This window comes from Pandoraea terrigena (assembly GCF_902459705.1).
GTDB lineage: Bacteria > Pseudomonadota > Gammaproteobacteria > Burkholderiales > Burkholderiaceae > Pandoraea > Pandoraea terrigena.
Genome location: NZ_CABPRU010000010.1, coordinates 23643 through 45769 on the forward strand (window position 1 = coordinate 23643; position 22127 = coordinate 45769).

At 63.5% G+C, this 22127-nt stretch carries 22 protein-coding genes; 10 read left to right on the forward strand and 12 right to left on the reverse strand.

Annotation, left to right across the window (positions count from 1 at the left end; all coding sequences use genetic code 11):
• Window positions 1-12 precede the first annotated feature (12 nt).
• Window positions 13-1359, reverse strand: coding sequence for a hypothetical protein (locus PTE31013_RS18110; protein WP_150614174.1), 1347 nt, complete (start codon window positions 1357-1359; stop codon window positions 13-15).
• A gap of 414 nt (window positions 1360-1773) precedes the next feature.
• Between PTE31013_RS18110 and PTE31013_RS18115 the strand changes: the two genes are divergently transcribed.
• The gene (locus PTE31013_RS18115; protein WP_150614175.1) at window positions 1774-3561 is read left to right on the forward strand and encodes a peptidoglycan D,D-transpeptidase FtsI family protein; all 1788 of its coding nucleotides are present in this window, start codon (window positions 1774-1776) and stop codon (window positions 3559-3561) included.
• 155 nt (window positions 3562-3716) lie between these two features.
• Here the strand turns inward: PTE31013_RS18115 and PTE31013_RS24850 are convergent, their stop codons facing one another.
• From PTE31013_RS24850 to PTE31013_RS18135, 5 genes are all read right to left on the reverse strand, one after another.
• A complete protein-coding gene (locus PTE31013_RS24850; RefSeq protein WP_017234269.1) occupies window positions 3717-4082 on the reverse strand; it encodes a cytochrome o ubiquinol oxidase subunit IV in 366 nt (121 codons plus the stop codon).
• On the reverse strand, window positions 4083-4709 hold the full coding sequence (locus tag PTE31013_RS24855; RefSeq protein WP_174978624.1) for a cytochrome o ubiquinol oxidase subunit III: 627 nt from the start codon (window positions 4707-4709) through the stop codon (window positions 4083-4085). It lies immediately after the preceding gene.
• 2 nt (window positions 4710-4711) lie between these two features.
• Window positions 4712-6691: a cytochrome o ubiquinol oxidase subunit I gene (cyoB, locus tag PTE31013_RS18125; RefSeq protein WP_150614303.1), complete on the reverse strand. Its 1980-nt coding sequence runs from the start codon at window positions 6689-6691 to the stop codon at window positions 4712-4714.
• Between the two features lie 15 nt (window positions 6692-6706).
• Complete coding sequence (cyoA, locus tag PTE31013_RS18130; protein WP_150614176.1) at window positions 6707-7756, reverse strand: ubiquinol oxidase subunit II; 1050 nt, start codon at window positions 7754-7756, stop codon at window positions 6707-6709.
• 510 nt (window positions 7757-8266) lie between these two features.
• A complete protein-coding gene (locus tag PTE31013_RS18135; RefSeq protein WP_150614177.1) occupies window positions 8267-8896 on the reverse strand; it encodes a LysE family translocator in 630 nt (209 codons plus the stop codon).
• 267 nt (window positions 8897-9163) lie between these two features.
• Here PTE31013_RS18135 and PTE31013_RS18140 point away from each other — a divergent pair, with 267 nt between their 5' ends.
• Window positions 9164-9628: an Lrp/AsnC family transcriptional regulator gene (locus PTE31013_RS18140; RefSeq protein WP_150614178.1), complete on the forward strand. Its 465-nt coding sequence runs from the start codon at window positions 9164-9166 to the stop codon at window positions 9626-9628.
• A 170-nt stretch (window positions 9629-9798) separates the two neighbouring features.
• A complete protein-coding gene (locus tag PTE31013_RS18145) occupies window positions 9799-11274 on the forward strand; it encodes a sensor domain-containing diguanylate cyclase (protein ID WP_246174718.1) in 1476 nt (491 codons plus the stop codon).
• 41 nt (window positions 11275-11315) lie between these two features.
• On the opposite strand, the gene PTE31013_RS18150 is transcribed toward PTE31013_RS18145, so the two are convergent.
• Window positions 11316-11633: a YnfA family protein gene (locus PTE31013_RS18150; protein WP_150614304.1), complete on the reverse strand. Its 318-nt coding sequence runs from the start codon at window positions 11631-11633 to the stop codon at window positions 11316-11318.
• A gap of 102 nt (window positions 11634-11735) precedes the next feature.
• Between PTE31013_RS18150 and PTE31013_RS18155 the strand changes: the two genes are divergently transcribed.
• Both PTE31013_RS18155 and PTE31013_RS18160 read left to right on the forward strand, forming a co-directional pair.
• On the forward strand, window positions 11736-11948 hold the full coding sequence (locus PTE31013_RS18155) for a SlyX family protein (RefSeq protein ID WP_150614180.1): 213 nt from the start codon (window positions 11736-11738) through the stop codon (window positions 11946-11948).
• A gap of 234 nt (window positions 11949-12182) precedes the next feature.
• Window positions 12183-12761: a DUF1439 domain-containing protein gene (locus tag PTE31013_RS18160; RefSeq protein WP_150614181.1), complete on the forward strand. Its 579-nt coding sequence runs from the start codon at window positions 12183-12185 to the stop codon at window positions 12759-12761.
• Between the two features lie 102 nt (window positions 12762-12863).
• Here the strand turns inward: PTE31013_RS18160 and PTE31013_RS18165 are convergent, their stop codons facing one another.
• From PTE31013_RS18165 to PTE31013_RS18175, 3 genes are all read right to left on the reverse strand, one after another.
• Window positions 12864-13289 (reverse strand): organic hydroperoxide resistance protein, encoded by a 426-nt coding sequence (locus PTE31013_RS18165; protein ID WP_010808601.1) that lies wholly within the window; start codon window positions 13287-13289, stop codon window positions 12864-12866.
• A gap of 133 nt (window positions 13290-13422) precedes the next feature.
• Window positions 13423-14007, reverse strand: coding sequence for a TetR/AcrR family transcriptional regulator (locus PTE31013_RS18170; protein WP_150614182.1), 585 nt, complete (start codon window positions 14005-14007; stop codon window positions 13423-13425).
• A 194-nt stretch (window positions 14008-14201) separates the two neighbouring features.
• On the reverse strand, window positions 14202-16448 hold the full coding sequence (locus PTE31013_RS18175) for a TonB-dependent siderophore receptor (RefSeq protein ID WP_150614183.1): 2247 nt from the start codon (window positions 16446-16448) through the stop codon (window positions 14202-14204).
• Between the two features lie 343 nt (window positions 16449-16791).
• On the opposite strand from PTE31013_RS18175, the gene PTE31013_RS18180 reads away from it, so the two are divergent.
• Together PTE31013_RS18180 and PTE31013_RS18185 are read left to right on the forward strand one after the other, a co-directional pair.
• Window positions 16792-17271 (forward strand): Lrp/AsnC family transcriptional regulator, encoded by a 480-nt coding sequence (locus PTE31013_RS18180; protein ID WP_150614184.1) that lies wholly within the window; start codon window positions 16792-16794, stop codon window positions 17269-17271.
• Window positions 17264-18220 (forward strand): DMT family transporter, encoded by a 957-nt coding sequence (locus PTE31013_RS18185; protein WP_150614185.1) that lies wholly within the window; start codon window positions 17264-17266, stop codon window positions 18218-18220. The genes PTE31013_RS18180 and PTE31013_RS18185 overlap by 8 nt, the downstream gene beginning before the upstream one ends.
• A 16-nt stretch (window positions 18221-18236) precedes the next feature.
• Here PTE31013_RS18185 and PTE31013_RS18190 read toward each other — a convergent pair whose 3' ends face one another.
• Complete coding sequence (locus tag PTE31013_RS18190; RefSeq protein ID WP_150614186.1) at window positions 18237-18995, reverse strand: SDR family NAD(P)-dependent oxidoreductase; 759 nt, start codon at window positions 18993-18995, stop codon at window positions 18237-18239.
• 268 nt (window positions 18996-19263) lie between these two features.
• Here PTE31013_RS18190 and PTE31013_RS18195 point away from each other — a divergent pair, with 268 nt between their 5' ends.
• Window positions 19264-20169, forward strand: coding sequence for a LysR family transcriptional regulator (locus PTE31013_RS18195; protein WP_150614187.1), 906 nt, complete (start codon window positions 19264-19266; stop codon window positions 20167-20169).
• A gap of 82 nt (window positions 20170-20251) precedes the next feature.
• On the opposite strand, the gene PTE31013_RS18200 is transcribed toward PTE31013_RS18195, so the two are convergent.
• Window positions 20252-20914 (reverse strand): TetR/AcrR family transcriptional regulator, encoded by a 663-nt coding sequence (locus PTE31013_RS18200; RefSeq protein WP_150614188.1) that lies wholly within the window; start codon window positions 20912-20914, stop codon window positions 20252-20254.
• Between the two features lie 171 nt (window positions 20915-21085).
• Between PTE31013_RS18200 and PTE31013_RS18205 the strand changes: the two genes are divergently transcribed.
• Both PTE31013_RS18205 and PTE31013_RS18210 read left to right on the forward strand, forming a co-directional pair.
• On the forward strand, window positions 21086-21505 hold the full coding sequence (locus PTE31013_RS18205; RefSeq protein ID WP_150614189.1) for a YybH family protein: 420 nt from the start codon (window positions 21086-21088) through the stop codon (window positions 21503-21505).
• A gap of 56 nt (window positions 21506-21561) precedes the next feature.
• Window positions 21562-21990, forward strand: a complete 429-nt coding sequence (locus PTE31013_RS18210) for a VOC family protein (RefSeq protein WP_150614190.1) — start codon at window positions 21562-21564, stop codon at window positions 21988-21990.
• The last annotated feature ends 137 nt before the right edge of the window (window positions 21991-22127 follow it).

The window sequence follows — 22127 nt, forward strand, 5'->3', positions numbered from 1 at the left end:
CCACCACAGACGTCAGCCCCTTCCTGCCTCGCACACTTGGGCGTAGGACGCGTGCCAGTGGTCACGGCCCAACGCGCCGACCCCGTCGACCAGATACATCCAGTCGGTGGATCCGATCACCAGTGACGGCGGCGTATCGCCGCGCGCCAACGCCGCGAGACGCGGCGGACACGGGGTACGCCGCCCGGCCTTTCCGGCCACCATCATCACGCGGGCAATCCATGGCGCGACGTCCGACGGGATCGCCGGTACCACGACATCTCCCGCCTGCGCCACCGGCGCGTCGGTCCAGCGCCAGGCGAAGCGCGCGCTGATACGCGTGCGTGTCGCGAGGCCTATGGCGTCGAGAACGCGCCCGCAGGTCATCCCGCGCTGGGCGGCGGTATTCAGCGCGCACACCGTGAGGTTTCGCCAGTTGCCGACGCCACCGCAGTCGTCGCGCACACTGGCGGCGATCAGCGCGACGACGCGGGATCGGACGCGCCGCAGGGCCTCTGGATGCGTCAGCATCGCGCGCGCGTTTCGCGTGTCGTCCGAGAGATCGTCCGTCGTCTCCGACGGATCGAAAAGTTGCACGTCTACCGGATGGACGCTGAACGTCGGCGCGTTCTCGACGTCGCTTCGCCAATCGGGTTCGAGACGCTCGCGCAGCAGCGCGAAGGCGGCATCGTCGCGGATCAACGAGGGGCGGTCGTCGCTTATATGCAGCGCCTGACGGACAACGTCGGGCAGACGGAAGCCCAGGCCGTGCGCCAGCAGTTGGCATAGCCCGACCACCCGGTCGCTTTGCCCGAGGCTGACTTGCGGGGCGTCGGCAATGTGCAGGATCAACGATTCCGCGATGCGCAGTTCCGCGAACTTGCGGCGCGTGGTTGCGCCAGCCCGTGCCGAAACGGCGGAAATCGGGAGCGGATTGACGGCCGTGCGTGTCGCGTCGAATGCCGCCAGGCACTGGCGCATGGCAGTGATTTCGGCCACGTTACGACGACTGAGTTGCGCATCGGTCTCGAGCCCCCATTGGCGTGGCGCGTCCTCGCTCGAATTCGCACCGAAGGCGTGTTCCAGCGCTCGCAGTTCCGGCCAAAGATATCGGCAAGCGGCGCCGATGGTCACCGCGCTCAGTGCACAGGCAAATGTCACGTCGGCGGCGGCGGGCAGTCCTGCGCCGTGCCGTTGGTACCCCAGGCGCGCGCTTTGCCACGCACCGTCGAGCAGATGGCGCAGCCCGCTGTCTCGCAAACACGCGGCCGCACCTGCGAAGTCGCCGCGAAGTCCATCATGGAGACAGTTCGCCGCCTCGTTGGCCAGGCGCAGAAAGGTGTTCACGGGGGGAGATGCCGCATGGGGCACGAATGGCATGTCGCTGCCTCCTGGATGTGGGAAAGACAGCATCGTCCGCCACGACTGCGCGAGGCGCTTCAGGATTCGCCCGTCCCCCTGTCGGACAGCCTCACGTGGAATCTGGGATGCCGCCGCCGTTACGTCGCTGCCGAATCCACAGGACGCCGCTTCGCGCGCCGGAAAGTCGCATCAAACGGCGCACCGCCCCACGGAGGCAATGCCACCGGGACGCCCGCCTTGTGTTTTATCTGGCGACACCCACTCGCCAGGCAGCACCGATATCACCGAATAAATCCCTGAAAGCCCCGTCTGACGGGGCTTTTGCGCTATTACAACAGTCGCTTGCGTGCTACGCTATCTCGCCTAGAATCTGAGCCAGAGTTTGTCGACGGGCTCATTGCTGTTCACGCCTCTCACCGCCCCGCGAGCGCCATGCAAAAGAATCGCCAGCCCAAGGACGTCACGTTCGCCTCCAGTCCGGTATTGCAGTCGCGAATGTCGATCTGGCGCTCCAAGTTCGTCGTCATCACGATCACCGTCGCGTTCATTGGACTGGTCGTGCGAGCGTTCTGGATTGCCGGACCGGGCAACAGCTTCTACATTGCGCAGGGCGAAAAGCGTTACGAGCACGCCATCGTCATGCCAGGGGTGCGCGGCAAGATCGAGGATCGCGATGGCCGCGTGCTCGCGACCAGTCTGCCGATGCGCACCATCTGGGCCGTGCCGGCCGAAGTGCCGGACGACCTGTCCGACATCGCCGTGCAGAAAGCCAGCAAGCTGCTCGGCATTCCCGTGAAGGAACTGCGCACCAAGCTCATCGGCGAGAAAAAGTTCGTCTATGTGAAGCGTCAGGTCTCGCCGGAGATCGGCAAGCAGGTGGAAGCCCTGGGCATACCGGGTGTCTACGAAAGCAGCGAATACAAGCGTTTCTACCCCGAGGGCGAAGTCGCGGCGCACGTCGTGGGCTTCACCAACGTCGAAGACAAGGGCCAGGAAGGCATGGAGTTGGGCGAGGAGTCCTTGCTCGAAGGCAAGGCGGGGGTGCGGCGCGTCATCAAGGACCGCATCGGCCGGACCATCCAGGACCTCGACGATTCCAGTCCGCCGCGAGATGGCAAGGACATTCGCCTGACGCTGGATACGCGTGTGCAGTACATCGCCTACGAGGCCTTGAAGCATGCGCTGGAACGCACAGGGGCGAAAGCCGCGATGGCGGTCGTCATCGATGCCAAGTCTGGCCAGGTGCTGGCGTTGACCAACTTGCCCACTTACAACCCGAACGATCGCGCGCATTTGACGGGCGAGCAACTGCGCAACCGCGTGTTCACTGACGTCTTCGAGCCGGGCTCGATTCTCAAGCCGTTCACCATGGCGCTGGCGTTGGACCTGCATCGGCTCACGCCGACCACGCTCATCGACACGGGGCCGGGGCGCTATGTCTTCGAAGGCGCGACCATCAGCGACGACAATGCGAACGGGGTGTTGACGGCCGCGGGTGTCATTCAGAAGTCGAGCAACATTGGCATGACCAAGGTGTCGACGATGTTGCGGGCGGAGGAAATGTGGGACATGTTCACCGAGATCGGACTGGGCCAGCAGCCGAAGCTGGGCTTCCCGGGCGCGGTGTCGGGGCGTTTGCGTCCTTACAAATCGTGGCGGCGGATCGAGCAGGCGACGATGGCGTATGGCTACGGGGTATCGGCGTCGCTGTTCCAGCTCGCGCGTGCGTACACGATCTTCGCGAACGATGGCGTGCTTGTGCCCATCACCATCATCAAGCCGGATACGCCGGTGCAGCCGGAGGGGGTGCGGGTGATCGACGCGCACACGGCGGCAGAGATGCGCCAGATGCTGGCCGGCGTGGTCGATACGGGCGGCACGGCCACAACGGCGCAGGTGGCCGGTTACAGCATTGGCGGCAAGACGGGGACGGCCTACAAGGCGGGCGCCCATGGATACGATCATTCGAAGTATCGGGCATCGTTCGTGGGGATCGCGCCGTTGTCGGCTCCGCGCCTGGTGATTGCGGTGTCGGTGGATGAGCCGAAGGCGTCGCAGCACTTTGGCGGTCAGGCGGCGGGGCCGGCGTTTGCGGAGATAGCGTCGCAGGCGTTGCCGCTGCTGGGGATTCGTCCGGACCTGCCGGTGCGACCCGGCGTGATCCTCGCCGCGCCGACGTCGGATACGCCGCCGGATGACAAGGCGGCGTCGCACGGATAGGCCTTCGTGGCACGTGTCGGCGCCGCACCCGGACGATCTGGAGATGTGCCCGGGCGGCGGGAATGACAGGACGCGGGGGTGATGTGAAAAAGGCGGCCCGGAAACCGGCGCCGCCTTTCTCTTGCTTGCCCGAAACGCAGGCAAGTCCTGGAGTCTTACATCCCCGGCATCATCAGCGTGTTGGCGTTGTGCATGATCCACAGCGAGCCGACCAGCACGATCGACACGATCAGGATCGTGAACGCGAAGGCCATCACGTTCCAGCGCTGTTCCGACGAGCGGTCCATATGCAGGAAGTAGATCAGGTGGACGATGATCTGCACGAGGGCAGCGCCGAGAATCAGCGGCAGCACCGTCGACGGCGGCATCGTGCCATCCATCACAAGCTTGAACGGCACGACCGTCAGGATCACCGCGAGCACGAAGCCGATCAGGTACGACTTCACGCTACCGTGGCTACCACCGGCCGCATTGTGGCCAGCGTCATGGCCGTGCGATTGCACCGATTTCGTATTGCTCATTTACATCGCTCCCATCAGGTACACGACCGTGAACACGCCGATCCAGACCACGTCCAAGAAGTGCCAGAACAGCGACAGGCACTGCAAGCGCGTGGTGGTGGTCGAGCTCAGCCCCTTCTTGCCGATCTGGAACATCAGAACGGCCATCCACAGCAGACCCGAGGCCACGTGCAGGCCGTGAGTGCCCACCAGGGCGAAGAATGACGACAGGGAAGCGCTACGGTTAGGGCCCGCACCTTCGAGAATCAGGTGATGGAACTCATACAGTTCCATCGCGATAAACCCGGCACCCAGCAGCCAGGTAATCGCCAGCCAGCCCAGCACCGTACTCTTCCTGCCGCTGTGCATGCCCACCATGGCAAAGCCATAAGTGATCGACGAGAACAGCAGGATGAACGTTTCGACCAGCACGAACTTCAGGTCGAACAGTTCCTTGCCCGTCGGGCCGCCCGCCGTCGAGTCGCGCAACACCGCAAAGGTGGCGAACAGGCCGGCGAACAGCACCAGGTCGGTCATCAGGTACACCCAGAAACCGAAGATCGTGTTGCCCCCGGTGTCGTGGTGCGCGTGGTCGTGCGCATGCGCTTCAGCATGCGCGCCAGAGTGTTTGAGAACTTCGCTCGTCATGATTAAGCCTTTGCTGCTGCGGCCAGTGCCTGGTGGTGAGCCGTTTCAATGGCCATCACTTCCGGCGACTGCACGTAGTAGTCGATCGAATCGTCGTTGCTGCGGCAGATGAAAGTCACGATCATGCCGACGAAGCCGACGATGGCCAGCCACCAGATGTGCCAGATGGCCGCGAAACCGAACACCACCGAGAACGCACTGATGATGAAACCAGCGCCGGTATTCTTCGGCATGTGGATCGGTGCGTAGCTCGTCTTCAGATCGCCCTTGATGCCGTGGGCCTTGCGATAGGCCAGCTCGTCGACGTCATGCACGCGCGGCTCTTCGGCAAAGTTGTAGAACTGCGGCGGCGACGACGTCATCCACTCCAGCGTACGGCCATTCCAGGGATCGCCCGTCGTGTCGGCCAGTGCCTTGCGGTTCTTGATCGAGACGACCAGTTGCAGCACCTGGAAACCGATACCGGCGGCGATGAACAGCGCCCCCACCCACGCGGCGATCAGCCAAGGCTGCCACGCAGCGTTTTCGTAGTGGTTCAGGCGGCGGGTCATCCCCATCAGGCCCAGCACATACAGCGGCATGAACGCGAGGTAGAAGCCGATCAGCCAGCACCAGAAGCTGGCCTTGCCCAGACGTTCGTCGAGCTTGAAGCCAAATGCCTTCGGGAACCAGTAGTTCATCCCGGCGATGTAGCCGAACAGCACGCCACCGATGATCACGTTGTGGAAGTGAGCAATCAGGAACAGGGAGTTGTGCAGCACGAAGTCCGCGCCCGGCACGGCCAACAGCACGCCCGTCATGCCACCGATCACGAACGTGACGATGAAGCCCAGCGTCCACAGCACCGGCACGGTCATTTGCACGCGACCGCGGTACATCGTGAACAGCCAGTTGAAGATCTTCACGCCGGTCGGGATCGAGATGATCATCGTCGCGATACCGAAGAACGCGTTCACGTTGGCACCCGAGCCCATCGTGAAGAAGTGGTGCGCCCACACGAGGAACGACAGCACCATGATCGCGGCCGTGGCGTACACCATCGACTTGTAGCCGAACAGCTTCTTGCCCGAGAACGTCGCGATGATCTCCGAGAAGATGCCGAACGCCGGCAGAATCAGGATGTACACCTCCGGGTGACCCCAGATCCAGATCAGGTTGATGTACATCATCGGGTTGCCGCCCAACTCATTCGTAAAGAAATGGAAGTCGAGGTAGCGGTCGAGCGAGAGCAGCGCCAGTGTCACCGTCAGCACCGGGAACGCAGCACACACGAGCACCATCGTGCACAGCGAGGTCCACGTGAAGACCGGCATCTTCATCAGGTTCATGCCCGGCGCGCGCATCTTCAGAATCGTGACGACGAAGTTCACACCCGTGAGCAACGTCCCCAGACCCGAGATCTGCAAGGCCCAGATGTAGTAATCCACCCCCACGCCCGGACTGTATTGAATGCCCGAGAGCGGCGGATACGCCAGCCAGCCCGTGCGTGCGAATTCACCCACGCCCAGCGACAGGTTCACCAGCACAGCGCCGGCCACGAACAGCCAGAACGAGAGCGTGTTCAGGAACGGGAACGCCACGTCGCGGGCACCGATCTGCAGGGGCACCACGAGGTTGACGAGACCTGTCATGAACGGCATTGCCACGAAGAAGATCATGATCACGCCGTGGGCGGTGAAGATCTGGTCGTAGTGCTCCGGCGGCAGAATGCCCGGCGAGTTGTGCGCAACCATGAGTTGCGTACGCATCATCATGGCGTCGGCGAAGCCGCGCAGCAGCATGACAAGCGCGACGAGCACGTACATGACGCCGATCTTCTTGTGATCGACCGACGTCACCCACTCGCTCCACAGGTACTTCCACTTGCCGAAGTAGGTGAGCAGCCCAATGATGCCCAGCCCCCCCAGCACCATCATGCCGACCGCGCCGACGATGATCGGCTCGTGGTACGGAATGGCTTCGAGAGTCAGTTTGCCAAACAGCGTTGACATTGTTGTTTACTCCTTATGCGCGTGCGCAGACGCACCGGCGTGCATCGCGTGCGCACCGGCGTTGTCCATGGCCATGGTCATCGACTGACCGTTGTGCCCGATCGCAGCGGCGGCCGGTGCCGTCGCGGCGTCGGTGCCCGCACCCTTCATGTCCATGCCCTTCATGTCCACGTCACCGTGGTTCTCATGGCCTTCGTGCTGCTGGGCCATGCCGGTCGCCATCGGGGCGTGCACGATCGACTGGAACAGGTTCGCGTCGACCGAGCTGTAGTACGTGACAGGCGTGTTCTCGCTCATCGGCACAAGCGATGCATAGGCGTCGTGGTCGAGCACCTTCTTCGACTCGCGCACCTTCGTCACCCATTGCTGGAAGTCGTTGTCGCTCATCGCCAGCGTCTTGAACCGCATGCCCGAGAAACCGCCGCCGCTGTAGTTCGCCGAGATGCCGTCGTAGGCGCCGACGTGGTTGGCGATCAAGTGCAGCTTGGTCTGCATGCCGGCCATCGAGTAGACCTGGCTACCCAATTGCGGAATGAAGAACGAGTTCATGATCGATTCCGACGTGATCTTGAAATTCACGGGGGTATCGACCGGAACGGCCAACTCGTTGATCGACGCAATCCCTTGCTCCGGGTAGATGAACAACCACTTGTAGTTCATCGACACCACTTCGACCGTGATCGGCTTCACGTCGCTTTGCAGCGGCTTGTAAGGATCGAGTTCGTGGGTGCTGACCCAGGTGATGCGCGCGAGGATCACAATGATGATGATCGGCACGAGCCAGACCACGATCTCGATGGCCGTGGAGTGCGACCAGTTCGGTTCGTAGCGGGCCGCCTTGTTGCTCGCGCGATACTTCCACGCAAACCACAGCGTCATCAGGATGACCGGAATCACAACGATCAGCATCAGCCAGGTGGCCGTGAGAATGAGGGATTTGGTCTCTTCTCCGATCTGCCCCTTGGGGTTGAGAACGGCCATGTCGCAGCCAGCCAAAAGCAGCGGCGAGCACAGGGCGAGGAGCCTAAGCAATCGCGGGTTTCTGTGTTTCTTCATGTCACACGACAGGGTTGAGTTGGCCAGCGAACGGCGCAACACGGGCTTACCGGCCTGATGCAGGGTCGCAGGAGGATGGCAAGGGTTAAGGTGAGACGGGAGCAGTCGTCGCGCCGATATTGCACCGGCCGAACTACGACGACTGTGTCATCGAAAAGACGGGAACCGGGGCGGGTTGCCGCCCCGCAGACCTCAGGTCACTGTCCGACTTCTTGTCTTTTACTTCCATCACGGTGCGGCATTATGCCGAAGTTTAATTAGGCAGGACATCGCGCGCGCACCGGCGCGACAATGTGTCGCGCTGCCTTCACGCATACGCGCGCGACGTTTTCCAAGCAGATCGGCACCTGTTTGGCGGTAAACGCTGTGCAATGCAGCAATTCGGGAAGGTTCTTAGATTTCAACAGGTGCGACGTTGTGTCGCACCTTCATTTGCCGTGCCGCGGCGAAACGCACCGGGTTGGTGCGTTGGGAGGCAGGGAAACGTGCGGCGGTATTCCGCCTGGCCTTTCAATCCAGCGACAGGCGCACGGCAAACGCCATGAGCGCCGCACCGAACGACCAGCGCTGGACTTTTTGCGCCAGCGGACGGCGGCGCAGCCAACCCGCGATGCGGGCAGCGCCGAAGGCAAGCGTCACGTCGAAGATCGCGCCGACGGCCAGCAGCAGCACGCCAAGTTCCAGTACCTGCGTCCACACCGGACCTGCTTCGGTGCGCACGAATTGCGGCAGCAGCACCGAACAGAACAGCAGCGCCTTCGGATTGAGCACGCTCGAGAGCACACCACGCCGCACGGCATGCGACAGCGGCGGTGCGGCGTCGGTGGGCGCCACCGCCGCCTGGATGCCGAACGCGGGAGAGCGCCAGATCTGGATCGCCACCCACGCGAGGTAGATCGCGCCCGCGACGCGCACCGTCTCGAAGAGCCACGGCGCCGCACGCAGCAGCGCCGCCACGCCGCAGGCCGAGAGCGTCACATGCCCGGCGCGCGCCAACGCCAATCCGCCCGCCGTTGCCAAACCGTGTCGCACCCCTCGCGTCATGCTCGTTTGCATGACGAGCGCCATGTCCGGGCCCGGCAAAGCGTAGACAACGACCAGCGCGCCGACAAAGACGGTGAGCAACTGCAGCGAAACCATGATTTTCTCCTGATGGACGGAACGACCGGAACGGTCCTCATGATCTCGCCATTCTACAAGCGATACATGGCGCTTTTCACTCATAGAATCGCAAATTTTTAGATTATTACCCTATTATAATTCAAAAGACGTCTGAATTTATCGTTCTCGAGAATCGTTCCAGCGACATTCCCCCTAATCCATAAAGATGAGGGCAACACTTTTCGGAAACCGTAGATCGTGGTGGAATGCCATCTTTGCAGCAGCTTTCGTAGCGGGATACTCACAATGAACGAACTCGACGCCATCGATCGGGCGATTCTCTCCATCGTCCAACGCGATGGCCGCATCTCCAACGCCCGGCTGGCCGAACGTGTGTCGCTGTCCGAAACACCGTGTGCGCGACGCCTGAAACGACTCGAAGCCGAGGGCTATATCACCGGGTATCGGGCTGAACTCTCACACCGCGCGCTGGGGTTGGGCGTGACGGCCTTTGTCCACGTGCGCTTCGCGGTCCATGACCGTGCGCTGTCCGAGCGGTTCGAGCGCGAAGTCCAGGCCATCGACCGCATTGTGTCGTGCCACAACATTTCCGGCAGCGCCGATTACCTGCTGGAGGTGGTTGCCACCGATCTCGACGATTACGGCATGTTCACGCGCGATGTGCTGCGCGCCCTGCCCGGCGTCTCGTCGATCGAGTCGATGCTGTCGTTGCGCGAAGTCAAACGCGATACCGGCGCGCCGTTGCTGTAATCCGACTCACCGTCGCGTGGCACGCGTTTGCCCGTAAAATGGCGGGCTGAATCGACTTCGCCGACACCAGGTGCCTCATGCCGGACGCCACGCCCGTCGTACCTTCCCAGCCGTCCTCCTCGCCGCGTCCCGACGTGCTCGCGGCCAGCGCCGCCAACGATGACGCCCTAATGTTCGACCTCGCGCCCGTTTCGCTCTGGCTCGAGGACTTCAGCGGTGTGAAGCAGTTGTTCGACGACTGGCGTGCGCAAGGGGTCGTCGACCTGCGCGCGCACTTCAAGTCCGACCCGGCGCACGTTGCCGCTTGCTCGCGACGCATTCGCGTCATCAAGGTCAATCGACGGACATTGTCGATGTTCAACGCCGCGTCGCTCGACGCGCTCGTGGCGGGCCTGCCCCGCATCTTCCGCGACGACATGCTCAAGACGCACATCGAGGAGCTTTGCCAGTTGTGGGACGGCCGCACGTACTTCACCAGCAAGACAGTCAACTACACGCTCGACGGCCGGCGTCTCGATGTGCTCCTGAACGGCTCGGTCCTGCCCGGGCACGAGGCCACGCTGGAGCGCGTGCTGATCTCGCTCGAAGACGTGACCGAACTCGAACATGCCCGCGCGCGCGTGACGATGGGCGAGCAATACGCGCGAGGGCTGTTCGAATACTCGCCGGTCTCGCTATGGGTCGAGGACTTCAGCACCATCAAATTGTTGCTCGACGACGCCCGCGCACGCGGCATCACGGACTTTCGCACCTTCACCGACGTTCACCCCGAATTCATCGAGCGCTGCATGAGCGAGATCCATGTCCTCGACGTGAACCGCCACACGCTGGCGATGTTCGTCGCGACCGACAAGGCCACGCTGCTCGCCCGCCTGCCCGAGGTGTTCCGCGACGACATGCGGCACAATTTCCGCGAACAGTTGATCGACCTGTGGGAGAACAAGCTGTTCCAGCAGCGCGAAGTCGTCAACTACGCGCTCGATGGCAACGAAATCAACGTCCATCTGCAATTTGCGGTGCTGCCCGGCCACGAAGCGTGCTGGGACCTGGTGCTCGTGGCGCTCACCGACATCACCGCCCGCAAGAAGGCCGAGTCGTATCTCGAATTTCTCGGCAAGCACGACGTACTGACCAAGCTGCGCAACCGCTCGTTCTACGTCGACGAGCTCAACCGGCTTGAGCGCAAGGGGCCCTATCCGGTGACGGTGATCGTCGCCGACCTCAATGGTCTGAAGGCGGTGAACGACCAGCTCGGTCACGCGGCCGGCGACGCGCTGCTGCGGCGCGCGGGCGAGGTGTTGAGCAAAGCGGTCGTCGCCCCGCAGATCGCAGCGCGTGTCGGCGGCGATGAATTCGCCATGCTGCTGCCCTCCACCGATGCCACGAGCGGTGCGGCCATGATCGAGAGCATTCGCCAGCTTGTGGAGTTGAACAACTCGTTCTACCCCGGCACGGCGCTCTCATTCTCGATGGGGATGGCGACATGCGAAGCCGGCGAGCGGCTCGAAGCCACGACCCAGCGGGCTGATTTGTTGATGTATGAAGAGAAGCGCAATCACTACGCCAGCACCATGAACGAACGGCGTGCGCTCGATGGATTGCTGTCCGGCGAGCGCGAGACGGGCGGCAGCGGCGGTCGCAGCTAGGGCGAACGCGGCAACTCGGGCAGCATGGGCAACGGATTCGGCTAGCGCGGCTGGAAGGCGATCAGGCTCATGCCCGCGAGCGCGACGGCCACGCCGGCGATGTCCCACGGCGTCGGGCGCATCCCGTCCACGAGCCACAACCATACGATCGCCACACTGATATAGACGCCGCCGTAGGCCGCATACACGCGGCCGGCCGCCGACGGATGCAGCGTGAGCAGCCATGCAAAAAGCGCAAGCGATACCGCCCCCGGCACGAGCAGCCATGCGCTGCGGCCGTGTTTGAGCCACAGCCAGGGCAGATAGCAGCCGACGATTTCCGCCACCGCCGTGACGACATACAGCAGGAAGGTTTTCATCGTGCGATTATGCCCGTCGCGCATCGGATGCGTCATGTCGCGGGCGGCGCCTTCTGGCGAGCCGCCGGGTGGCCTACAATGCCGCGTCTACCGGAGAAGCTCATGGAATCGTTGGAAGCACGCGTCGTCGATCTCGAAGTCAAGACGGCGTTTCAGGAAGATCTGCTCGAAACCCTCAACAACATCGTCACACGCCAGGCGCAGCAGCTCGATTTGCTGCAAAAGCAGATCAAGGCGCTGTACCAGCAGATGCAGTCGCACGGCCAGGGCGGGAGCGACGGCAATCCGCGTCACGAAATCCCGCCGCATTATTGAACGGGCAAGCGGTCCCTCGGTGGCACATCGATGAATGCGTGTGGGCCCACACCGACAACATCCGCGCCAGTCTGCGCCGTACGCAGAACGATTTTGCCGCGCCAGGGTCACATCTCCATCGACGATGCAGGCGCGGCCACGCCGTGCCCGTCCCCGGACCTAAGTAACATGAACGCTCATCGCTTGTCCCGGCGCACCGATCGCACCGATATCCCCCTGGCTCCGGACACTTTCGTGACCTCCCGCCGCGACGCACTTCGCCTGGCGGCGGCAGGCTTGCTCGGCCTGACGCTTGCCCCGCTCATGCGCCCGGCCAACGCCGCGTACAACATCTGGACCGGCGAGTACACGATGACACGTCAGGACATCGAAGCCGCCCTGGGCAAACGCTTCCCGACAACGCTCAACTACGGCCAACTGCTGTCCGTCGAACTGACGCACCCAAAAATCGGCTTCAACCCGCAGGCCAATCGCGTCATGACGCAGGTCGACGCGCAATTGCAGAACGTCCTGCTGCAAGGCCAGCCGCTCTCCGGCGTACTGAGCCTGTCGAGCGCGCTGAAATACGACCCGGTCAAACGTGCCGTGCTGCTCGACAACCCGAGCGTCGAGCATGTGGAAGTGAACGGCATGCCCCCGGCATACGGTCAGCAATTGACGGCGATCGGCGGCTCGCTCGCCCAGCAGGTGCTCAATCAGTATCCGATCTACACGTTCAAACCCGAACAGTTGCGCTACGGCGGACGCGACGTCGAGCCGGGCGCGATCACCGTGCTGCCCGACGGCATCAAGGTCGAAGTGAAGACGAAGTGACGGGTGCCGCCAGGCACGTTGCACAACGACAAGGGCAGCCCGAAGGCTGCCCTTGTCTTATCCAGCGTGGTTCTCCCGCGTGCGGTCGGGACGTCGCCTCGCTCAGACCACCGTCAGCGTCACGTCGATGTTGCCGCGCGTGGCGTTTGAATACGGGCACACGATGTGCGCCTTCTGCACCAACGCTTCGACCGTAGCGCGGTCCACGCCCGGCACGCTGATCTTCAGTTCGGCCTGAATGCCGAAGCCGGTCGGGATCTGTCCAATACCCACGCTACCGTCGATCTTCGTGTCGGCCGGCAGGGCAACCTTTTCCTTGCCCGCCACGAACTTCAACGCGCCCAGGAAGCAAGCTGAGTAACCGGCGGCAAACAGTTGCTCCGGATTCGTGCCGCCAACGCCGGGGCCGCCCATTTCCTTGGGTACGACCAGCTTGACGTCGAGCACGCCGTCGGACGACACGGCACGGCCATCGCGGCCTCCGGTGGCGGTGGCATGGGCGGTATACAGCACTTTTTCGATCGACATGACGAACTCCTGGTAAGTAGAAAATTTCATTTCGAACTTCGACCGTCCCGGCCCGGCACGCCTTCACGGCGTGACCTTCCGGCCGGACGATCCCTCTGACACGCGTTCGCTGGCGCATGGCGCCAGCGTCAACTCAAGCGACGCCGCAAACCGACGCCACCACATCTTCCAGGCGCGACGGCGCCCGAAACAGCCGGGAAGCCATCACGCTGCCCTGAAACCCCGCAAACAGCGCGCGCGCAGTGGCGTCGGGGGACGACCTCAGCCTCAGCGAGCCGTCTGCCACGCCCTGCGCCAGCACACGTCCCAGCCACCCTTCGTGGTACGCGAAAAAACGCTGCACCGCTTCACGAACCGTCTCCGGCAACGTCTCGATATCCGCCGCCAGCATGCCGCACAGGCAGATCCGATGCCCATCGGCCGCAATGCGCCCGAACCCTCGCGCATACAACGCCAGCTTCTGCGCAGGCGGCAGCGCCTCGTCGATACCGGCCAGCCCTTCATTGATCAACGCGTCGTAAGCCTTGATCGCTTCAAGCACAAGGTTTTCCTTGGCCGGGAAGTAATAGTGAATGCTCGACGTCTTGACGCCGACTTGCTCAGCCAGGTCTCGATAGCTAAAGCCGTTATACCCTCGCGTCATCAGGAACCGCTGCGCATGCTCGAGCAGTTGCTCCTTGACGGTCGGTGTCGTTGGCGATGTGTTTGTGTGATCCATGAAACGCATTCTATCTATCGGTAGATAGATAATCAAGCCATTCTGTCGAATCGCTCGATGGATTTTTTCAATGAAGGGCATAGCCGACGCGCAACCCACGTCCTGCCAGGTGTGACGCCCAAACGAAAAAACAGCGGATCTCGCGAGCCGCTGTTTCCGTGACTAGCCGGATATCGCCGGATGCCCGACGTCGATCAGAAGTCGATCTTCGCGTTCAGGCTGACCATGCGCGGGTCGGCCGGCTTGATGTAGTTGTCGTACTGATACTCCCAGTACTTGCGGTTGGTCAGGTTGCTCACCGCCGCGCGCAGTGTCACGTCCTTGCCGGCGACGCGTGTGCGGTAGGTCGCGCCGAGGTTGATCAGCGTGTAGCCCGAGACGGTCAGCGAATTCTGCGGATTGAGCGCCGTGCGGCCGTTGTAGCGGATGTCGCCCCCAACCGAGAGGCCCGGCACGTATGGCACCTTGTACTCGACGTTGCCCGAGAGCACGAAGCGCGGTGCGCCGCCCACCCGGTTGCCGTCGAACCCGTTCGTACGGGCGTACCAGCTATCGAGCGCCATGGCGCTGGCGCCGAGCGTCCACCGCGGCCCCAGCTTCACCGAGCCCGCCAGCTCGATCCCCTGATAGATGGACTGGCCGTCCGACACGCGCGCGTTGGCGCTATTCGTATACACCGCACCACGCTCGATGCGGAAGAGCGCCGCCGTCGTACTCCAGGTGTCCTGTTCCGTCTTCACGCCGACCTCGTACTGACGGCTCTTGAACGGATTGAGCACCGCGCCCGCGTTGGCGTAGGTCGACCCTACCACTTCGCCGGCCTCGAGCGCTTCCACATAGCTCGCGTACGCCGTCGTGTTTGCTGCGAGCTTGTACATCACGGCGAGCGTTGGCGTGAACACGCCGTTCGTCGAGTAAGTCGAGATGCCCTGCGCGTTCGTCTGGTTGTAGTTCGTGAAGCGCACGCCACCAAGCACCGATAGACGGTCCGTGATCTGCACCGTGTCCGAGGCAAAGACCGAGCGTTGCTCGATGGCGCTGGAACGTTGCGCCTTGAGCGTCGAGCCGTCGCCGAAGAACTGATACGACGTGCCCTGGTACAGATTGCCGGAGTATGTCGAGAACGGAACATACGCGTTGGCGGTGACCGGACTGTAGAGATACGTGTAGTCGTTCGTCTGATACTGCGATGCGTAGCCGAACGTCAGTTGATGTGCGAAAGGCCCAGTGCGAACCTTGCCCTCGGCCGTCACCTGCCACGCGTGGAACGTGTTGATCTCGTCGCCCAGATCGTTCAAGCCGCGAAAGTCGCCCGCGCCGTTGAGCAAGTAGAGCGTGGCTTCGTTACGGTCGCGCGTCGACTTGTTGTACGCGAAGTTGGCCGAGACCTTCCAGTCCGGATTCACCTGATACTGCAGGCCGGTCGTGTAGAACTGCGTGATGGTGTTCAGATGCGTGGCCTGCGTCTGGAGATTCGCGCTCGACACATTGATCGGCCCCGGCAACTGATTGCCCTGGAAGGACGCCGTCGAGAGCGAGGGCGTTGTGCCCGTCGCCCGACGGTCCTGATACATGGCGCCGAAGTTCCACGTGAGATCGGGGGTGAGGCGGGCGTCGAGCGCGAGCGACACCGTGTCGCGATTCAGATTGCCGTCAGAATAGGTGCGACCCTCTTCATGCGTGTAGTTCAGGCGGGCGCCGAACATGTCGTTCGGCCCGGCACGGCCGCCGAGATCGACGTGCTCGCGCCAGATGCCATCCGAATGAAAACCCACGTCGACGCTGGCGATGCGCTCGTCCGTCGGCTTCTTCGTCACGTAGTTCACCACGCCGCCCGGGGCAACGAAGCCGTACATGAAGCCGGACAACCCCTTGAGCAGTTCCACGCGCTCGAACTGCTCGTACGGCATCGTCACGCCGTAGGTCATCACGGGCATGCCGTCGAGCTTGAAGCCGTATTGCCAATCGATCGGCATGCCGCGCACGTAGATGTAACCGGCCCACGCGTCAAAAGCGTTGCTGCCGTCGGTCACGGAGGCGTCGGTCGAGAACACGTCGCCGAGCTTGGCGGGTTGACGTTGTTCGAGCTGCTCCTGACTGACCACCGTCGTCGAGAACGGCGTATCGAGCTGGCTGCGCGAGCCGAGCGCGCCGGATTGCACCGGCTGCTTGAGGTTCTGCGGCGTTTCGCGCAGGGCCGAGCGGGTCACCGTCGTGGCCTGGAGCGTGGTTTGCGCAACAGCGTCGCTTGTCGTCTCATCGGCCGACGGGGCCGGCACGGTGGACGTAGCCGCCAGCGACTGGGCGACGGCCGGGGTGACGGCAAAGGTCAACAGCGTGGCCAACGCGAGTGGCGCGAGGTGGCTGCGAGGAACGACTGTGTTGCCCGCCGCAACGCGGCCAGCCTTCCCCGAGGCGCGGTGATGGTGAGCGAAGGTCATACTTGAAATTCCGAGTGACATTTTTGAAATATTTATATTTAATGAGAATCGTTAACATTCTCATTCAAAAATCGGAATATTAGCAAACGTTCGCGTATCGTCAACACGTGTTGAAGATGGCGGCGGGCGGCAACGCAGAAATACAACATTTCCGTCCCTTACATGACAGGAATGTTGCAGAAAGAACCCGCGGGGCGAACCAAGCGGCGGCGGTTTCGGGACGGCGGCCTGGCCAGCGCATTGGAAACGGTATCAAATAGGCTAGTATTGCGGCACTGTCGCCGACCGAGCGGCTAATCGACTGGAACGCCGACCCTCATCCGGGGCGCGCGCGCAATGTGGTATGGACCTCGACGCCATTGATTTGAAGATTTTGCGGGAGCTGCAAGCCGACGCCCGCCTCACCAACGTGGAACTCGCCTCGCGCGTGAACCTCTCGCCATCACCGTGCCTGGCGCGCGTGAAGGCGCTCGAAGCGGCGGGCTACATCCGCCAGCGCGTCACGCTGCTCGACCCGTCCCGGCTCGGGTTGCACATCAACGTTTTCATCCACGTCACGCTCGAAAACCAGCATCGCGACGGCCTGGACGCCTTCGAAGCGGCCGTCACCGCGTTGCCGAACGTCATGGAGTGTTACCTGATGTCGGGCGACGCCGATTACCTGCTGCGCGTGATGGTCAGCGACATGAGCGCCTATGAGACGCTCATTACCGATCGTCTGTCCCGCATCCCGGGCATCCGCAACATTCGTTCGAGCTTCGCGCTCAAGCAGGTCCTGTACACCACGGCCGTCCCGGTGCCCGATCGCTCCAGCGATGCCTGAGGCCGCCGTCACCGGCAAACCCGCGGCATCCGACATCGCCCAGCCACCGCACGGCGGGGCCGGCCAGCAGATCGCGCTGCATGTCGCGGCCATGCTGTTCGGAGCCTCGGCGCTGTTTGGCGAGCACATTGCCGCGAGCAGCACCATGATCGTCTTCGGTCGCGGCCTCTTCGCATGGCTTGCGCTGAGCGTCATTGCCCTCGCGGGCCTGGCGGGCATGCGCAGTGCCGCGCGGGTCTCGGGCGGCGCACCGTGGCGGGGGCTTTCGCCCGACGCCGCGTTGCGCTTGATCGTCGCGGGCGTGCTCCTCGCCGCGCATTGGCTCGCGTTCTTCCTGGCGATCAAAGCCGGCGGCGTTGCCGTCGGCACGCTCGGCTTCGCCTGCTTCCCGGCGTTCGTGATCCTGCTCGAATGGCCATTGCGCCGCGAGCGGCCCACGCTGGGCGACGGGGGCGTCATCGCGCTCGTGTGCATCGGACTGGCGCTCGTCACCCCGGCGTTCGACTGGCGCGCCGGGGCAACCGTCGGCCTCGCTTGGGGGGTGCTCTCCGGCGCCATTTACGCTGTCATCGCCTTGTCCAATCGCGTGCAGGGCGCGCAGGCGTCGCCATTGCAGGCCAGTTGGTGGCAATGCTTCGGCATCCTGCTCGTGCTCGGCCCCTTCGCCTGGCGCGAGGCGCTGTCGCTCCCGGTGGTCCAATGGGGATGGCTGGCGTGCCTCGGCGTCGTGTGCACCGCTCTCGCGTATACGCTGTTCATCCACGCGCTGCGCACGGTCAAGGCCAGTCGGGCGGCAGTGGTCATCGCGCTCGAACCCGTCTATGCCATTGCCTTCGCATGGGCACTGTTCGGCACGTCGCCCACGCTCAAGATGGCCGCGGGCGGCATGTGCATCGTCGGCGCCGTGGCCTGGTCCGGTTCGATGCGCTCACGCCGCCCCGCGCACTAAGGCTTCGCTGAAGCCATCAGATGAACATGCCGCCCGACGCCTCGATGCGCTGCGCGTTGATCCAGCCCGTCTCGTCGGCCAGCAGCGCCGCCACCATGCCGCCGATGTCCTCGGCCTCGCCCACGCGCCCCAGCGCCGTGTTCGCCGCGATCATCTGATGGACGCCCTGGTTGTCACGTACCGTGCCGCCGTTGAAGTCTGTCGCGATGGCGCCCGGCGCCACCGTATTGGCCCGAATGCCGCGCGCCCCCAGTTCCTTGGCCAGATAGCGCGAGAACACCTCGATACCGCCCTTCATCATCGCGTAGGCGGACGCGCCAGGCAGCGAGAAACGCGCCAGGCCGCTCGAGACGTTCAGGATGCGCCCGCCGTCCGCGATCAGCGGCAGCAAGGTCTGCGTCAGGAAATACGGCCCCTTCAGATGCAGCCGCACGAGTTCGTCGAACTGCGCTTCGGTCGTCTCGGCAAACGACGCATGCAAGCCCGTTCCGGCGTTGTTGACGAGGAAGTCGAACGTGTCGCGCTGCCAGAGGTCGCCCAGCACGCGCCTGATCTGCGCCGCGAACGGTCCGAACTGCGACGCATCCGACACGTCGAGCGGAAGGGCGACGGCGTTGGCGCCCAGCTTGCCGATCTCGGCCACGACCGCGTCGGCTTCCGCGCGCTGGCGCCGATAGGTGAGGATGACGTCGATACCGCGACGTGCGGCGGCGAGCGCCGAAGCGCGGCCCAGGCCGCGGCTGCCACCGGTGATGAGAACGATCTTGCGAGTCATGGTGTATCTCCTGAAAGCGTTGGGCCCTGCCCGTTGACAATGCCCCGTTGAATCCGATCGACGACCTCGCCGGTCGCCTTGGACCGCAGCGGCCGGCGCTCGCGTGAGCCAGTCGATGTCCGTCACCAACTGCCCCAGACGGAGCGCTTTAGGTGCCGCGGTATGTTCAACAGGTTATTGCAATGCGTTTCACCAATAAACCAGGCTAATTTGATTACACTGATCAAATTCCAATAACAATCGACCTTTGGATCGACCCTCTCCCACCATGCATCAGCTCGACGCCATGCGCATCTTCGTGCGTATTACGCAGACTGGCAGTTTCACGCAGGCCGCTGACGGTCTTGGCCTGCCTCGCGCCAGCGTATCCAACGCCATCAAACAGCTGGAGGCCAAGCTGGGCACGCGCCTGCTGCATCGGACCACGCGACGCGTACAACTCACGCAGGACGGACAGGCGTGCCTCGAGCGATGCCAGGATCTGCTCGCCGACATGGAAGAGTGGGAGACGATGTTCGTTGCGCGCGACGAAGCGCTCACGGGTCGCCTGCGCGTCGATTTGCCCGCGACGCTCGCGCGTACGACAGTCATCCCGCAATTGCCTGGCTTTCTGGCGCAACACCCGGCCCTGCGCTTGGAACTGTCGAGCACCGACCGGCGAGTCGATCTCGTGCGCGAGGGATTCGACTGCGTACTGCGCGTGGGCACCATCGCCGACTCGACGCTGATCGCGCGACCGCTCGGCGACATGCGGCAGGTCAACGTCGCGAGCCCGGAGTACCTGGTGCGCTACGGCGTGCCGCGCTCGCTCGGCGATCTGCGCTCGCATCGACTGATCCACTACACGACGACGCTTGGGTCTCGCCCCGTGGGCTGGGAATACTTCGACGGCGAACGCTATACGCAGTGGCCGATGGAGGGCGTGCTGACCGTAAACAATGCCGATGCCTATCAAGCGGCATGCCTCGCCGGACTCGGATTGATTCAGGCACCCGAGAGCGGCGTGCGCGAGCGGCTGGCCGACGGGTCGCTGCAAGCCGTACTGCCGGAGTACCAAGCGGAGCCGCTGGCCGTCACGTTGCTGTACGCGAACCGACGTCATCTGCCCCGGCGCGCTCAGGTGTTCATGAACTGGCTCGCCGATTTGATGACGCCGCGTCTGACGACGAGGTGAGTTGAGACGGGTTGACGACGCTCGACCAACCCCGCGCGCAGCGACTGTCGGTGCCGCCGATGCCGCCAGTGCCCCACCGGCGCTAGCGCGCGTGCGACAGGCCCCGCTCGACCATCCCGACAAGCCGCTGCCCCAACCCGTCGACCTGATCGTCGGGCAGATGACGCAGCGGGCCATCGATGACCAGCACCGACAACCCGTGCACGGCCGCCCAGGCGAGATACTCCGCGCCAGGTCGTTGCGCAGCGTCGATGATGCCGGCCGCGACCATGCCGTCCAGCGACGCCCCCAGCAACTCAAACGGATTCAGGCCGCTCTCCCCCGCCTTGGCTGGATCGGCCGCCGAGCGCACATTCTCCGACGGAGAAAAGGCCGTGCGGAACAGTCCCGGCTGTGCGCGGGCGAAGTGCAGATAACCGATGCCGACCGCGCGCAGTCCGGCCCGTGCGCGCTCGATGGCGCTGAGCGTCGCCGTTTCCAGCGCCGCCAGCTCATGCTCGATGGCCACCGCCAGTTCGGCCAACGCCGCCGAGCGCACCGCGCCGAGCAAATCCTGGCGATTCGCGAAGTGCCGGTAGGCCGCATTGGGTACCACCCCGGCGCGACGCGTTGCCTCACGCAACACCACCGCATCGGGCCCGCCCTCGCGCGCCAGCGCGATCCCGGCTTCCAGCAATGCCCGGCGCAGGTCGCCATGTCGATATGTCGCGCGCGCCGGCCCCGTCGATGTTGCCTGTTCCGTCATTACAGCTCCTTGTGGACAGTGTCCATTATGTCTGCTATTGTTTGTGTACACTGTCCACAAAGACAAGTTGCGGCGCATCATTCCTCGATGTGCCGGGCGGCATGGCCATGTCGTCGCTGTGGTTGTCGTCGTTCCCCATCAAAAGTCACTCATTGCACATCAGGAGGCACTATGGTTGAGACGTATCCCGCGCACGGCGACGAAGCCGCCATTCGTGCAATCCAGTCGGCGTGGCTTGACGCCGTGCGCAACAAGACGGTCGGCACCCTGCTCGAGCACTATGACCCGCAGGTCGTCGTGTTCGACGTGATGCCGCCGACCGAGCATCGCGGCACCCAGGCATACCGCCGTCTGCTCGAGGGTTGGTTCGGCCACACGGTCGGGCCGATCCATTTCGAAGTCACGCAGTGGCACCTCGTGCACGCCGGGGATCTGGCGTTCAGCCACAGCGTGAATGTCGTTCGCAACACCGGCCCGGACGGCCAGACGCACGGCGCCACCGTGCGGGCTACCGTGGGCTATCGCAAGTCGCAAGGTCGCTGGCGCGTGGTACACGAGCACGCGTCGGTGCCCATGACGTTCGCGCCGTAAGTCTTCTCTGCCAGGGCGTCGTCATGCCCCTTTTCCAGAATCAACAGGAGCGTTCCATGCAAGTCCATTCCTATTTGTTTTTCGAAGGTCGTTGCGAAGAAGCCATTGCGTTCTACGAGAAAGTGCTGGGTGCAAAGCGCGGCATGCTCATGCGCTACGGCGAAAGCCCGGAGCCGTGCCCGGAAGGGATGCTGCCGCCTGGCAGCGAGGACAAGATCATGCATGGTGAATTCACCCTCGGCGAATCGATGGTGATGGCCTCGGACGGCAGGGTGAGTGGCAAGCCCAAGTTCGACGGCTTTTCGCTGTCGGTCGACTTCACCGAGGTAGCGGCGGCGGAGAAGGCTTTCCATGGGCTGGCCGATGGCGGCGAGGTGAATATGCCGCTCGGCGAGACCTTCTACGCGAAGACCTTTGGCATGGTCAAGGATCGCTTCGGCATGAACTGGATGGTGATCGTGCCGAAGGAGATGCCGGGAGACTAAAGCATTGGGGCGCGCCGGGCGCTCGTCCGGCCGCTCGCATCATGGCTGCGGGCGGGCATCGGCGTCAACGACGATCCGGTGCCCACTGTCTTGCGCCCGCGCGGTGTGTCCAACAAGTTCAGCACGCCTGTGCTATC